The organism is Acidithiobacillus caldus ATCC 51756, assembly GCF_000175575.2.
Lineage (GTDB): Bacteria > Pseudomonadota > Gammaproteobacteria > Acidithiobacillales > Acidithiobacillaceae > Acidithiobacillus_A > Acidithiobacillus_A caldus.
In genome coordinates this window covers 434691-449657 of sequence record NZ_CP005986.1, presented here as the reverse complement: position 1 = coordinate 449657, position 14967 = coordinate 434691, and the positions used below count along the sequence as shown (strand labels likewise).

The following is a 14967-nucleotide window of genomic DNA, read 5'->3' as shown; positions in this document are numbered from 1 at the left end:
ATGACCCAGGAAATCGAAGCGGAAGTTCGCGCCCTCGGCCAACGCGCGCGTCAGGCTCAGGGACAGCTTCTGGCCAGAGACAGTGGCGCCAAGGATCGGGCGCTACGGGGAATGGCGGAATTGCTTCGCCGCGATGCCGAGGACATCCAGCGCGCCAACCGCAAGGACCTGCGTGCAGCCGAGGCGGCGGGTCGTGATCCCGCCTTCATCGACCGTCTTCGTCTGGACGAGAGCCGTATCGAGGCCATGGCCAAGGGCCTCGAACAGATCGCGACCCTCCCGGACCCCGTGGGAGAGATCAGTGACCTGACCTATCGACCCAGCGGCATTCAGGTGGGGCGCATGCGGATGCCTCTGGGCGTCATCGCCATGATTTACGAATCCCGCCCCAATGTCACGGCCGATGCCGCCGGTCTTTGTGTGAAATCCGGCAATGCCGTGATCCTGCGCGGCGGCTCCGAATCCCTGCACAGTAATCTCGCCATCGCCGAACGCCTGCGTGCGGCCCTCGGTCGGGCGCAGCTGCCTCTGGACCTGGTGCAGTATCTGCAGACTCCCGATCGGGAGGCGGTGGGTGCCCTCATCCGCATGGACGATCTGGTGGATGTGGTCATCCCCCGGGGCGGCAAGGGGCTGTTGAGCCGGATCCGCGCCGAGGCTACGGTCCCGGTCATCATGCACTTGGACGGCAATTGCCACGTCTATGTGGATCGCGATGCCGATGCCGCCAAAGCCCTGAAGATCGTGGTCAACGCCAAAACCCAGAGACTCGGAACCTGCAACACCGCCGAGAGCCTGCTCCTGCATCGCGACCGGGTGGACGATCTGCTCGAGCCCCTGACGGCAGCCCTGCGCGAGAAAGGGGTCGAGATTCGCGCCTGCAGCGAGAGTCTCCCACGCATACCCGAGGCGGTGGCGGCGACGGAGGAAGACTTCGCCACGGAGTATCTGGCGGCCATCATCTCTCTCAAGATCGTCGATGATCTCGATGCGGCCATGGCCCACATCGCCCGCTACGGCTCGGGGCACACGGAGTCCATCGTTACCGAGAATTTCACCACCGCCCGGCGCTTCCTGCGGGAGGTGGATTCCAGTTCGGTGATGGTCAATGCCTCCACCCGTTTCGCCGATGGCTTTGAATACGGACTCGGTGCAGAGATCGGGATTTCCACCAATCGCCTGCACGTGCGCGGGCCAGTGGGCCTGGAAGGCCTGACCCTGCAGAAGTGGATCGTGCTGGGGGACGGCCATATCCGTTCCTGAACCCTCCACCTGGTTGCAGCAGGTGGTAGCAGCGGCCGCCGACGGGCGCATGGGCACGCCGCCACCGCAGCTGGATGACGCGACACGGCGCGCCGTCCTCGCTGAGGCGCAACGGTGGGGTCTGCCGCTCTCCTTTACCGGCAACGGGCCCATTCTGGATTACCCCGCAGAGCCCCTGGATGCCGCGCGCATCGCCGCGGACGCTGGATACCCCCCGCAGTCCGTCCGCACGCTCGCCTTTTGCGATTCCACCAATACCCGCCTCTTCGAGGCCACCGGGCTTATGCTTTGTCTGGCCGAGGCGCAATGGGCCGGACGGGGACGGCGTGGTCGCTCCTGGTACTCGCCCTTTGGCCGTCACCTCTACCTCAGCCTGCGGCTGCCCGCCATTCCCGGAACCTCGGCTAGTCTGCCGCTGGTGGCGGCGCTCAGTGTGCACCAGCTCCTCGCCGCCCAGTTACCGGGGCTTTGGGTCAAGTGGCCCAACGATCTCTGGGTCGGCGGGCAAAAGTTGGGCGGTTTTCTCCTCGAGGGCCGATATTGCGGCGGGCGGCAGGATTGGGTACTGGGCATGGGACTCAACTGCCACCTGGACCCGAGTCTCGAGCCCGCGGCCACCTGCCTGGCCGAGCATGGCCTCATCGTCCACCGCAACGAGCTGGCCGCTGCCATCCTACGGCAGTGGCGAAAGGACTTTGCGCTCCTGGACCAAGCGGGCTTTGTCGCCTTTACCCAGCGCTGGAAAGTAGCGGACCGCCTCCGCGATCGGATCGTCGAGATCCAGCAGGATGGTCGGCAAAGGCTTGGACGTGCCCTGGGTGTCGACGAGGAAGGCCGCCTGCAGGTCCGGATCGAAGGCCATGAGGAGCGGCTTCACGCCGCCGATGTCCGCATCCGGGCCCGCCCATGATCCTCATCGCCGTCGGCAATACCCACACGCAGATCGCCCACACCGAGGACGGGCACGACTTTCTGGTGGAACGCCGACCCAGCAGCGCCGATATTGCCGATGTGCGTGCACAGCTGCCGCCGCCCTGGCCCCGCTGGTTGGCGCAAGAACCCGTCTATATTGGCGGCGTGGTCCCGGAGCGGGAAGCCGCTTGGCGAGCGCAGTTTGCCCGCGAACAGCTATGCCCCTGGGATCCCGAGCGTTTCCACGCACTCCTGCCCAACGCCTATCGACCGCCAGAAAGTCTGGGCTTTGATCGCCGCTGTTGCCTGCTGGCCGCCGCCTACGACTGGCCGGGGCGAAACCTCCTGGTGGTGGACGCAGGCACCGCCATTACCCTGGATCTGCTGGCCGAAGGACGCTTTCGCGGCGGCCGCATCCTGCCGGGACTCGGCCTTAGCCTGAGGGCACTGGCCCAGCAGACCGCCCGGCTTCCCGAACTGGTACCAGAAGACCGCACGGGGGATTTTGGCAACTCCACCCAGGAGTGCCTGCTCTTGGGCGTCACGGCGGGAGCGGCGGCGGCCGTGGATGCAGCCCTTCTCGACGGACGCCGCCGTTACCCCGATCTGGATCTGCTCCTGACCGGCGGGGACGCGCCCCTGCTGCGCCAGCGGCTCGGCCACGGTGAGGTTGCGCCGCAGTTGCTCCTGCGGGGATTTTTCTTGCTGCTTCAGTGAGTTGTTTCTAATGCTTTGATTCTGAACGATTATAAGCAGGATATTGATTCAGAGCGATTTTTTTGAGATAGTTTGCGACCCAAAAACCATTGCTGGTGGATAAGAACGCTTTATGAGGCGAGCGGATCTCGGCGAAGATCCCATCAGGCAAAAGGAGTTGCAGATTGTTCAAAGGTATTTTTGCGGGTGCTGGTGTCGCCCTCCTGGCGTTCCTGCTCCCCAATACCCTGTCTCTGGCCCGGCCCGAACTCGCTTGGGCCTGGACCCAACCCGTGGACGGTCCAGCGGCAGCAGCGTCCTTGGCTATCACCGCCGCAGCCGGTACGGATTCGGACGCGACGCTGGAAGAACAGGACAAAGGCGCCCTGCTCCTCGACCATCGCGTCTTTTACCTGCATCGGGTGACGGCCTACAACGCCGTACCCTGGCAGACCAGTAGCGACCCGGAGATTTCGGCCTGCGGCCCGACGCGACCGGATCAGATTGCCCTCTCCCAGGATCTCTTCTTCCGCAAAAATGGCGGCAACCGCTGTGGCGAGCGCGTGGAGATCGTCCTGTCCTCGGGCAAGGTCATCCGCGGCGTGGTCTGGGATACCATGAACGCCCGCTACAAAATGGCAGCGGACATTCTCATGGATTCGGTACACGAGGCCGTGCAATTTGGCGTCAAGGAAGCGGAATTGCGCATCCTGCCCGCGCGCTTGCCCACCAGTACGAATTCGTGACGGGAACGGCTATTACGACCCCCGGCAGCTAGCCACCCAGGGCCATGAGGGCCTCGATCTCGTCGATCTCCTTCGGTGCTGCCGCCGAGAGCACCTCCACTCCCTCGGCGGTGATCAGGCAATCGTCCTCGATGCGGATGCCGATACCGCGGTAACGCTCCGGACAGGCAGGATTCTCTAGGGAAAAGTAGAGTCCAGGCTCCACCGTCACCACCATGCCCGGCTCCAGCATCCGCCAGTTGCCGTCGCGCTGGCGATAGGATCCGGCATCGTGGACATCGAGGCCCAGCCAGTGGCCGGTGCGGTGCATGTAGAAACTCCGATAGAGACCCTGTTCGAGGATCGTCTCGCGACTTTCCGAGAGGATCTTCAGATCCCGTAGGCCGTCCACCAGGACGGCCACCGCTGCCTCGTGGTAGTCGGCCACGGAGCGACCGGGGGCAAGTGCAGCAATGGCTGCCTTCTGACTTGCCAAAACCAGCGCATAGACCTCCCGCTGCGCCGGACTGAAGACCCCGTTCACGGGATAGCTGCGGGTGATGTCCCCAGCGTAGTTGCCGTACTCGGCACCGGCGTCGACGAGGACGAGATCACCGTCCGCAAGGGCATCGCGATTTTCCGTGTAGTGCAGGATACAGGCGTTGGGACCACCACCGACGATGCTGGGGTAGGCCACGCTGCGTGCACCCAGGCGCTGGAAGACGAACTCGATCTCTGCCTGCAGTTGATACTCTGTCATACCGGGACGACACACCCGCATGCCGTGGCGGTGACCGGCGGCACTGATGCCCACCGCCGCCCGCAGGTGCTCCTGCTCCACGGGGTCCTTGATGACCCGCATCTCGTGCAGCAAAAAGCCCAGATCCACCAGTTCCTGGGGATAGCGTATGCCCGCCCGGGAGCGGCTTCGGGCCTGGTTGCGCCAGAGCATGAGGCGGGCGTCGAAATCGGCGGAGCGTCCCAAGGGCGCACAGAGCAGTTCCCGGTTCCGCAGGAGCTCGGGCAGGAGGCTGTCCAGCTCCGCGATGGAACGCGTCTGCTGGATACCACAGAGCTCTCGGGCGCCCTCCAGACCCGCCCGACGGCCGTCCCAGATCTCCCGCTCCGGATCGCGGGGACGACAGAACAGCCATTCCTCCCCATCGGGATGACCAGGCACCAAAACCAGCAGCGCCTCGGGCTCGGCGAAGCCGGTGAGGTACCAGAAGTCGGAGTCGGGCCGAAAGGGATAATGCACATCGGCATTGCGAGACTTTTCGGTAGCCGTGGGGACGATGGCCACCCCGTCGGGAAGCCGCTCCATGAGGCGACGGCGACGGGCGGCATAGTCTGGCCGGGGCAAGTCGTGACTGGACATGGCAACTCCAAATCCGCAAAGGATCCAGTATGCCACAAAGGCGGCAAGTCTGCCGCGCCGGGAGTCCCCGGCCCATTGCTCCGCGGCGGCAAGGCAGGTAATTTAGCAGGCTATGAAACGCAAGATCCTGGTCACCAGCGCCCTTCCCTATGCCAATGGTCCTCTGCACCTTGGCCATCTCGTCGAGTACACCCAGACGGACATCTGGGTCCGTTACCACAAACTGCGGGGCCACGACTGCGTCTACGTCTGCGCCGACGATGCCCACGGCACCCCCATCATGCTGCGCGCCCAGAGCGAGGGGATCTCGCCGGAAACCCTGGTGGAACGCATGCAGAAGGAACATCTGCGTGACTTCACCGCCTTCGGCATCGGTTTCGACTGCTATCACAGCACCCACTCGCCAGAGAACTTCACCATTTCCCAGGATATCTACCGGCGGCTGCGGGCAGCCGAGCACATCGTCGTGCGCGAGATCGAGCAGGCCTTTGATCCCGTAGCCGGCATCTTCTTGCCGGACCGCTTCATCCGCGGCACCTGCCCAAAATGCGGCGCCGCCGATCAGTATGGCGACAACTGCGAGGTCTGTGGTGCTACCTACAGCCCCACCGATCTCGTGGATGCCGTCTCAGCCGTCTCCGGCGCCACCCCCGTGCGGCGCCCCACGGAGCACTATTTCTTCACCCTGAGCGACTTTGCCGACTTTCTGCAGGAGTGGATCCACAGCGGCACGCTGCAGGAGGAGATGGCCAACAAGCTCGACGAGTGGTTCAAGGCCGGTCTGGCCGACTGGGACATCAGCCGCGATGCCCCCTACTTCGGTATCCCCATTCCCGATACCGAGGGCAAATTCTTCTACGTCTGGCTGGATGCTTTACCCGGTTACATGGCGGCAACGACCCACTGGTGCGAGGAGCACGGCCGGGATTTCGATACCTACTGGGGAGCCCAGGCCCAAAGCGAGGTCTACCACTTCATCGGTAAGGACATCATCTACTTCCACGCCCTCTTCTGGCCGGCCATGCTCAAGGGTGCGGGCTACCGCCTGCCCACGGCCATCTTCACCCACGGATTCATGACCGTGAACGGTGCCAAGATGAGCAAATCCCGCGGCACCTCCATCACCGCTGCCCGATATCTGGAGCGCCTGGAGCCGGAGTTCCTGCGCTACTACTTCGCCAGCAAGCTCAATCCGCGTCCGGAGGACATCGACCTCAACCTCGAGGATTTCCTGCTTAAGGGCAACGGCGACCTGGTGGGCAAGGTGGTCAATCTCGCCGCCCGCAGCGCCGGATTCATTCACCAGTTCGGTGGCGGTCGCCTTGCCCCGAGTCTGGGCGAGGACGCCACCTTCTACGCCGAACTGGCAGGACAGCGGGAACGAATCGGTGCCGCCTACGCCGAGCGCGACTACGCGCGCGCCATTCGCGACATCATGGCCATGGCCGATCGCGTCAACGCCTACGTCGATCGCCATGCGCCCTGGCAACTGGCAAAGGATCCTGCACAGCGCGAGGTCCTGTTGCGGGTGGCCACCACCACGCTCAATGCCTTTCGTCTGCTGATCACTCTGCTGAGCCCGGTGGTACCGCAGCTCGCCCGCCGTTCCCTGGATTTCCTGCACTGCCCGCTGGACTGGGATAGCCTTGCCGAGCCGCTGCTGGATCACCACATCGCCCCCTACCAGCACCTCCTGCAACGGATGGAGAAAAGCACCGTGGACAGCCTCATCGCCAGCCCCACGCCGGCGCAAACCCCCAAGGACAAGGCAGCCGAGGAGCGCAGTCCCGAGGCGGCGAGTGGCACCCAGGCAACCCAAGCCCCGGCCACCATTTCCATTGAAGACTTTTCCCGCGTGGAGCTGCGCGTGGCCCGCATCGTTGCGGCAGAGGCCGTGGAAGGGGCGGACAAGCTCCTGCGCCTCACCCTCGACATTGGCGAGGAAAAGCCGCGTCAGGTCTTTGCCGGTATAAAGTCCGCCTACCGTCCCGAGGACCTGCAGGGGCGCCTGACGGTCATGGTGGCCAATCTCGCGCCGCGCAAGATGCGTTTTGGCCTGTCCGAGGGCATGGTGCTTGCCGCCAGCGGCCCCACGGGCGGACCCTTTCTGCTGGCTCCAGACAGCGGCGCTGAGCCCGGTATGCGTATCAAATAGGGACGGGCTGGAACAAAGGGCCCTGGCAGCGCCACCCAGCCCAGATCCTCTTTGCCTTTTCAATGGCTTAGCCATTATACTATCGACGGCTTCTCGGGTGCCTTTCGCTGGGCTTCGCCCACGCGCTGAATGCCCTTTGGTCCAGCCTGCCGGTCCCCCGCGTTGCTGAATAGAAAACCACGTGCAGTGGAGGGAGCAAAAGCTGTGGCCGTATCTCGGGCAGGGCCGGGTTTATCCGGTCGTGCCGCTTCTGCTCCCTCCAATGGTTGCCGGCGGGACTCCTTCTACTCCCCGCCGCGTCGCCTATGACCACAATACCGTGTTGGAGGGTATGTATGCGCCTATTGGACGTTCTCAAGTACGAGGTTTTTTTCAACTATTTCAACTTCACTGGTCGTACCCGAAGGGTGGATTACTGGTGGTACCGGTTGGCCTATCTCATTATCCTGTTTGGCCCAACCGTGATCGTCGCCCTCATTTTTGGGGATTCCGACATTTTTGGGGATTCTGAAACGAAGACGACCACCCTCCTTGGAACCGTACTCACCATATTCTATGGGATTGTCCTGCTCTGGTTTGCCATACCTGAGCTCTCCATCACCGTGCGGCGCCTGCACGACGCAGGTCAATCGGGCAAGTGGGTACTCGCTGCGTATGTATCCATGTTTGCCGGTTTCCTGATCGGCGGCCTTGCAGCGCTTCGTCTCCTGTCACCGTGGTGGCTGGCCCCGGTGGTGGTCTCGTTTATCCTCATTGAACTGCTGATGCTTATTTTTACACTCCTGCCCAGCCGACCCAGCGGCGAGCGCTACGGCCCGCATGTGCGCTATGGGAGAGCCGTTTCGCCAAAAGTGTCCGGCACGGCTGAGACCGCTTCATGACTCTCGGCGACCCGACGGCGTGGATCGCCGTCGGGTCGCCGCGCTGCAAGGGTTCCGGGAACTCATCCTCATCGACGCCTCTACCTACTATTCGCGTACGCCCGACTACCCGGGTGGACTCACCCAAGGGGACCTGGATCAACTCTTCACGGCCATGGCCACCATTATCCGGCCTGGGCGAAGGTCTGGGCTTCCGCCAGGAGCCTGCGCTCCTCGTAGGCCTCCCGCGCCAAGCGCACATCCTCCAGAAACCAGGGCAACTCCTCTAGCCGCAGGGCCTGCGGCCCATCCACGAGGGCAGTGGCGGGATCCGGATGGAAGTCCACCAGGACCATGTTGGCGCCGGCGATCACGCCCTGAGCGGTCACCTGAAAGACCTCCGGAATCCCATCCGGCCCCACCTCCCGGCTACCGACGGAGTGGGAGGGATCGATACAGACGGGCATGCGCGTCAAACGCTTTACCACCGGCACCTGGGCGAAGTCGACGAAATTGCGGTGGGGGTCGCCGAGGTTGCTCTTCATGCCGCGCAAGCCAAAGATCACCCGATCGTTACCCTCCGAGGCCAGATACTCGGCGGCGTTGAGGGATTCTTCCAGGGTGATGCCAAAGCCGCGCTTGAGCAACACCGGAAACTCCCGCTGTCGACCCACGGCCTTCAGAAGCTCAAAGTTTTGCGTGTTGCGGGTGCCGATCTGGAGCATGACCCCAGTGGGGTGACCCGTCTCGGCAAGGGCCTTGCGGATCTCGTCCATGTGCGCCTCGTGGAGGATCTCCATGGCGATGACCTGGATCCCGTACTTGCCCGCCAGTTCGAAGACGTAGGGCAGGCAGGCAGCGCCGTGTCCCTGGAAGGCATAGGGGCTGGTGCGCGGTTTGTAGGCACCCATGCGCGTGCATACCTGGCCGTTGTCCTTGAGCGCGCGCATCATCGCTTCCACATGCTCACGGGTGTCCACGGCGCAGAGGCCCGCGAAGATGTGCAGGTTGTCCTGACCGAAGTGGACGCCATGGTAGTCGAAGCCCGAGGGTCGTGCGTCCCCCGCATGCCGTCCCAGCACCCGATATTCCCGCGATACCCGGATGGCCTTGGCAACCCCCGGCAAGGCCTCCATGTCGGCAATGTTCAGGGCCTTGGTGTTTCCGATGAGGTAGATCTCGCGCAGGGTCTGCTCGGCCCCCTGCACCCGATGTACCCGGTGCTCGATTCCTTCCAGGCCGCGCAGATGCTGCACCAGAGCTTGAAAGGTGGGAGATTCCTCGGTGAGGTCGGTATCCAGAATCAAGATCATGAAGGCTTCCTTTTCGTGGCCAGAAGGGGGTGGGACTCGCTTTTTTCCGGTATCTCCCCGGACGCAGGCTCTAGCATCCGCTCCGGTTGCAGGAGTTCGCGCGCCTCGTCGGGCTCGAGATAACCCAGAGCCAGTACGGCACTTTGCAGATCCAGATCGTGCTGGTGGGCGTACTGCGCCACCGCCGCCGCTTTCTCATATCCCAGACGCGGCGCCAGGGCCGTGACCAGCATGAGCGAGCGGTGCAGATGCCGGTCCAGGACCTCCCGCCGCGGCTGTAGACCTTCCAGACAGTGGTGGGCGAAGGAATCCAGCGCGTCGCCCAGGAGCTGCAGCGAGCGTAACACGTTGCTGACTATGACCGGTTTGAAGACATTCAGTTCGAATTGCCCCTGGGAAGCGGCGAAGGCCACCGCCGCATCGTTGCCGAAGACCTGCACGCAGACCATGGTCAGGGCCTCGGCCTGGGTAGGGTTGACCTTGCCAGGCATGATGGAGGAGCCCGGTTCGTTTTCCGGCAAGGCGAGCTCACCAAGGCCCGCCCGCGGACCCGAGCCCATCCAGCGGATGTCGTTGGCCATTTTCATGGCGGACATGGCCAGATTGCGCAGGGCGGCGCTCACGGTCGCCAGGGCCTCGTGCCCCGCCAGGGCCGCAAAGGGATTCTCCGCCGGGCGCAGGGGCAGCCCGGTATCCTGCTCGAGGCGGGCACAGACCAAGCGGGCAAAGTCCGGATGGGTATTGAGCCCCGTGCCCACAGCCGTTCCTCCCAAGGCCACCGCCGAGAGTCCCGGAATGCTCGCCCGCAGCGCCTCCTCGCCCTGACGAAGCTGGTGGGCGTAGGCGGAAAACTCCTGTCCCAGGGTCAGAGGTACGGCATCCATGAGGTGAGTCCGACCGATCTTGAGGATCCCGGCAAACTCGCTGGCGCGGGCCTCGAGGCCGGCACACAGGCCCTCGAGGCGCGGCAGGAAGTGCTCGTGCAGCCGCCGCAGCACCGCCAGATGCATGGCCGTCGGGAAGACATCGTTGGAGGACTGACCCAGGTTGACGTGGTCGTTGGGATGGACCGGCCGCTTACTGCCCCGCGGCGTACCAAAGCGCTCGTTGACGAGATTGGCGATGACCTCGTTGACATTCATGTTGCTCTGGGTGCCGCTACCGGTCTGCCAGATACGCAAGGGAAAATGCGCATCCCAGCGCCCTGCGGCCACCTCCGCCGCGGCCTTGGCAATGGCGGCGGCGAGCTCGGGCGGCAGGAGGCCAAGCTCCGCGTTGACCAGGGCCGCAGCCCCCTTGATCTCGGCCAGGGCGTGGATGAGCTCCATCGGCATGATCTCGGAGCCGATGGCAAAGTACTGGAGGGATCGCTGGGTTTGCGCGCCCCAGAGGGCATCCGCCGCCACCCGGACCACACCGAGGGAATCCCGCTCCTCACGCCAGGCCTCAGACATCGCCACACTCCCGTGCCAGGGTCTCGGCCTGAACGACGAGACTCTCCAGGTAATCCAGGGCGCTGGACCAGATACCGGGATCCGTGAGATCGATCCCCGTCACCCCCACCACCTCCACCGGACTACGGGAACCGCCTAGACGCAGCATCTCGATGTAGCGCGGCACGAAGGCCTTGCCCTCGGCGCGGTAGCGTTGGATGAGGGCCAGAGTCAGCAGCTCGCCAAAGGCGTAGGCGTAGACGTAGCCCGGCGAGCCGATGAAGTGCGGAATGTAGCTCCACCACCAACGGTAGCCCTGGCTGAAGGCGACGGAATCGGCAAACTGCTCGGTCTGGGTGGCGAGCCACAGCTCGGCAAGCCGCTCGCGACTCAATTCACCCTCCCGTCGGCGCGCCTCATGCATCTGTGCCTCGAAGCGATGCATGGCCATCTGCCGAAAGACCGTGGCAAAGGTGTCTTCGATCTTGCCACAGAGCAGCGCGAGCCGTCCGCGCGGGTCACTCTCCTCGCGCAAAAGTTGCTCGAAGGTGAGCATTTCGCCAAAGACCGAAGCGGTCTCGGCGGTGGTCAGGGGGGTGTCGGCATTGAGGAAGCCCTGCTCTCGCGCCAGATACTGATGGATACCGTGGCCGAGCTCATGGGCAACGGTCATGACGTCGCGGGTCTGGCCGGTGTAGTTGACCATGAGGTAGGGATGCACATCGGGTGTCACGGGGTGGGCAAAGGCACCGCCCCGTTTGCCCGGCGCCAGAGCCGCATCGATCCAGCCCTCGTCGAAGAAGCGTCGACCGATGGCCGCCAACTCCGGCGAGAAATCCGCCACCGCCGCCAGGACAATACGCTGACAGTCTTGCCAGTCGTGGGTGCGGGACTTGCCCGGCAAAGGCGCGTAGCGATCGTAATCCATGAGCCGGTCGATACCGAGCAAGCGGCCCTTGAGCCGGTAGTAACGGGCAACCAGGGGGTAGCGCGCCACCACGGCGGCCTCGAGGCTGGCAACCATGGCGTCGTCGATCTCGTTGGCCAGGTTGCGCTCCGCCAGCCAATGGGGATAACGGCGCAGACGGTCGTCCAGGGCCTTGTCCGCGAGGATGGCGTTGAAACAGGTGGTCAAGGTGTGCAGCCGGCTTTCCAGCCCGCTGCTCAGGGCCTCGGCCGCATCGTGGCGCAGAGCGCGATCGGGGTCCGAGAGCTTACTCAGGATCTCCTGCTCGCTCAGGCTCTTGCCGCGCAGGGGAAAGCGCATCTCCGTCAGGGTCTCGTCGAAGAGGCGCGCCCAGAGACCTGCACCAGTCACCCGTTTCTCGGCCAGGATACGCTCTTCCGCCTCACTCAAGAGGTGATCGCCATAGGCTCGCCAATGCGCGAGGAGGTGGCGCCAGGGCGCGAGTTCCGCCGCCGCCATGAGCGCGCGGGCCCGGTCCTCATCCAGGCGCGCCCACGCTATGTCAAAGAAGACCAGGATATTGCCAATCTGTGTGGCGCGCTCTTCATAGGCCTGCAGGGCTGCGCCAAAACGCGCATCGTCGGAATGGGTGACATAGCTCAGATAACGGTAGCTGCCGACCCGCGCGAGACGCTGGCGAATTTCCTGCAGGCGTGTCAGGGCCTCCGCCAGTTGCGCGGCATCGAGCCTGGGCAGAGCATCGCGATAATCGCGGGCAAAGGCGGTCGCCGCCGCTTCGGCCCAGGTCATGTCCGCTTCCAGACGCGGGTCGTCCGGTCCGGCATAGAGATCCTCCAGCCGCCAGTGTATCTGCTCCGCACCCGTCTGCCCGGCTCGCTTATGCATCGTCCATCTCCTCAGAGTTCCGCTCCGGATCTGCACTTCCACCCACCCGGGTGGCGCGCCGCACGCACGGGAGCAGATCGGCAAGATCCGGTTGCCGGCCCGCACGCTGGCCTTGCCAGATCAATTCACCCAGACACTCGACAAAGGCGTGCTCCGCCGGGTGTCGCTCCAGGCGCTCCGTCAGTCCGGCGAAAGCCTCGACGATACCCGGCGGCTCGGCATTTGCCAACAACTCCAGGAGAGCGACGTGCAGGCCCATGTGGGCGAAGGGATTGGTCTCACCCTGCAAGGGCGAGAAATCGGCGGCAAGGGCCTTGTCCGGGTCGTCCAGCAGCGCGTGGTACTCGGGGTGCTCGAGGACGACGGCAACGATGCGCTGGCCGATGCCATCCAGGGGCAAACCACGGCGATAGCGCTGCCATTGGTCAATGAACACCTGTCGATAAGTCTCTCGTTTACTGCCATAAAGCATGTTTGCAAGACCTCAGGCCGTTGTTGCGCGATGATACGGATGGTGTGCCCACGCGCCCAAATCCGGCGCCACACCGGCGCCGCTGGTCCAGTGCCGGACTGGGAACGCACTGCTTTTTGTGGTAAATAAGGAAAAGTTGGATTTGGGCCCCATTCCACCAGAACTAGCCTGGTACAGCCATATCTTAGCGGGAGAATAGCACGTCATGGCCAACGCAAATGCAGTCGCATCCTCGGACAACAACGTTACTCCTCTGACCCCAAAGCAGTGGGAGGGCCTGGGCAAGGTCGGTGACGCTGCCCTACAGGTACAGAATCTGCTGCAGATGCTCCGGGATGTGCTCGCCGAGTTGCCCAACGCCATCGATACCGACAAGCTCCTGGCCAAATACCAGCCCCAACTGGATGCCCTGCGCGAGACCGTGGAGAGCCTGCAGTCCATGCTCACCGTCGAGGGCGGCACGGAACGCCTCAAGGCCCTGCTCTCCGAAGTCAAGGAAGCACAGCTGGACAAGACCCTCGGAGAACTCATCACCATCCTCAACAACCTCCAGAAAGCCGGCTTCTTTGCCTCTTTGGCGGCGCTCAGCGGCGAGTTGCGTTGCCCGCTCGTGGGCGATTCCCCTGAAGACATGGTGCAGAAGCTGCGCGCCGCTGCGGCCAACCTGCAGTATTGGACCAAGAGCGCCAAGGAAGGCGTCGGCGTCATCGGCAATGTCCTCAGCGAGATGGATCTGCCCGATCGCCTCGATGAGATCCAGGAGATGGCCGACCAGTGGCTGCAGTTGGCCAAGCGCGCACAGCGACTCATTCAAGGGGATGCGCCGAGCCTGCACGCCCGTCTGGAGGGCCTGCTCAACATGGGCGAGATTCTCGCCGGACAGATGAGCGTGGCCATCGGCACCCTGACGGACACGGCGCCGGAGCTATTGAAGTCCGCCGACATGAGCGGCGCTCTGGCCACCATCGGCAGTGGTGGCCGGCGCTGGCTGAGTATCGCCCTGCGGGTCAAGGGTCTGGCCCAGGGGGATGCCCCGGATCTCGCCACCCGGGTGGAAGGTTTGCTGGGTCAGATCGAACACCTGGCCAGCTATGGTGAAAACCTGCGGTTTTTCCTGCAGGCGGGCAAGGATGGCCTGACCGTGGTCAAGGACATGGTCAGCGAGATGCAGTTGCCCGACAAGTTGGACGAGCTCGCCAGCGAAGCGGAAAGGTGGCTGAAGATCGCCCAGCGCGCCAAGTCCCTGGCCCAAGGCAACGCGGAAAGTCTTGCGGATCGGGTAGATGGTCTTCTGGTGATGGCCGAGACGGTGAGCCAGTCCATGGCCTCGGTTGCGCAGTCCCTGGAAGCGCAGGGCATTCACCTGAAGAACATTTTCTCCACCGATGGGGACCTCAACATCGCCTTTGGCACGGCCGCGGACTTCATCGGGGAGATGTGGCGCGACGGCACCATCCAGCGCATCGGCGGGAATATTGCCCAGGGAGCCACGATCTGGCTCGAAATTGCCCAACTGGGCGGCAAGGCCCTCAAGGGCGACGCCGATAGTATTGCCAGCCGTGTGCGTGGGATCGTGCAGGGCTTGCACGATGCCAAGCTCCTGGACATGCTGCCGGAGCTTTTTGCCCTGCTCGGCAACCTGCAGAAGGCGGGTCTACTGCACAAGGTCAACCTGGTAATGGCACAGGTCGTGCCCCTCATGCCCTCGGATCAGGCCTTTGCCAGCGGGGTGGACAAGGCAGCCAAGGCCTTGGCACAGACCCAGCGTGAGATGAAGGACGAGAGCAATCGCGGTGGTGGCATCCTTGGCCTGGTCAAGATCTTCTTTGCCAAGGACACCCAGTACGTCCTGCGCTACGTCGTGCGCTTTGCCAGTATCTTCCTGAAGTCCATGAAGTCCACCGCCTGATTTCGTCCGGCGACCTTCACGGCTCGTAGTCTGGTCCG

The 14967-nt window shown here is 63.8% G+C and carries 12 protein-coding genes; 7 read left to right on the top strand and 5 right to left on the bottom strand.

The genetic code is table 11. From position 1 onward, the window contains the following. From ACAty_RS02250 to ACAty_RS02235, 4 genes are all read left to right on the top strand, one after another. A complete protein-coding gene (locus ACAty_RS02250; RefSeq protein WP_004870539.1) occupies positions 1-1263 on the top strand; it encodes a glutamate-5-semialdehyde dehydrogenase in 1263 nt (420 codons plus the stop codon). A 22-nt stretch (positions 1264-1285) separates the two neighbouring features. Continuing rightward, on the top strand, positions 1286-2173 hold the full coding sequence (locus ACAty_RS02245) for a biotin--[acetyl-CoA-carboxylase] ligase (RefSeq protein ID WP_038471527.1): 888 nt from the start codon (positions 1286-1288) through the stop codon (positions 2171-2173). Then, on the top strand, positions 2170-2892 hold the full coding sequence (locus tag ACAty_RS02240; protein ID WP_004870537.1) for a type III pantothenate kinase: 723 nt from the start codon (positions 2170-2172) through the stop codon (positions 2890-2892). Before ACAty_RS02245 ends, ACAty_RS02240 begins: the two co-directional genes overlap by 4 nt. Positions 2893-3056: 164 nt before the next feature. Further along, positions 3057-3617, top strand: a complete 561-nt coding sequence (locus ACAty_RS02235) for an RlpA-like double-psi beta-barrel domain-containing protein (protein WP_004870536.1) — start codon at positions 3057-3059, stop codon at positions 3615-3617. A 28-nt stretch (positions 3618-3645) separates the two neighbouring features. Here the strand turns inward: ACAty_RS02235 and ACAty_RS02230 are convergent, their stop codons facing one another. Next, a complete protein-coding gene (locus tag ACAty_RS02230) occupies positions 3646-4974 on the bottom strand; it encodes an aminopeptidase P N-terminal domain-containing protein (protein WP_004870535.1) in 1329 nt (442 codons plus the stop codon). Positions 4975-5086: 112 nt separating this feature from the next. Between ACAty_RS02230 and metG the strand changes: the two genes are divergently transcribed. Continuing rightward, positions 5087-7129 (top strand): methionine--tRNA ligase, encoded by a 2043-nt coding sequence (metG, locus tag ACAty_RS02225; RefSeq protein WP_004870534.1) that lies wholly within the window; start codon positions 5087-5089, stop codon positions 7127-7129. Between the two features lie 335 nt (positions 7130-7464). After that, positions 7465-8010, top strand: a complete 546-nt coding sequence (locus ACAty_RS02220) for a DUF805 domain-containing protein (protein WP_004870533.1) — start codon at positions 7465-7467, stop codon at positions 8008-8010. Positions 8011-8174: 164 nt separating this feature from the next. On the opposite strand, the gene ACAty_RS02215 is transcribed toward ACAty_RS02220, so the two are convergent. Genes ACAty_RS02215 through ACAty_RS02200 form a run of 4 tightly spaced genes read right to left on the bottom strand, consistent with a single transcriptional unit; the run spans position 8175 to position 13020 of the window. Then, positions 8175-9302, bottom strand: a complete 1128-nt coding sequence (locus tag ACAty_RS02215; protein ID WP_004870529.1) for a 3-deoxy-7-phosphoheptulonate synthase — start codon at positions 9300-9302, stop codon at positions 8175-8177. Next, entirely contained in the window at positions 9299-10756 is a 1458-nt protein-coding gene (gene fumC / locus ACAty_RS02210) for a class II fumarate hydratase (protein WP_004870528.1), read from the bottom strand. The genes ACAty_RS02215 and fumC overlap by 4 nt, the downstream gene beginning before the upstream one ends. After that, positions 10749-12548, bottom strand: a complete 1800-nt coding sequence (locus ACAty_RS02205; RefSeq protein ID WP_004870526.1) for a M3 family oligoendopeptidase — start codon at positions 12546-12548, stop codon at positions 10749-10751. The genes fumC and ACAty_RS02205 overlap by 8 nt, the downstream gene beginning before the upstream one ends. After that, positions 12541-13020: a DUF1841 family protein gene (locus tag ACAty_RS02200; protein WP_049784615.1), complete on the bottom strand. Its 480-nt coding sequence runs from the start codon at positions 13018-13020 to the stop codon at positions 12541-12543. The genes ACAty_RS02205 and ACAty_RS02200 overlap by 8 nt, the downstream gene beginning before the upstream one ends. A gap of 205 nt (positions 13021-13225) precedes the next feature. Between ACAty_RS02200 and ACAty_RS02195 the strand changes: the two genes are divergently transcribed. Continuing rightward, positions 13226-14929, top strand: a complete 1704-nt coding sequence (locus ACAty_RS02195) for a hypothetical protein (protein WP_004870521.1) — start codon at positions 13226-13228, stop codon at positions 14927-14929. Positions 14930-14967 lie beyond the last annotated feature (38 nt).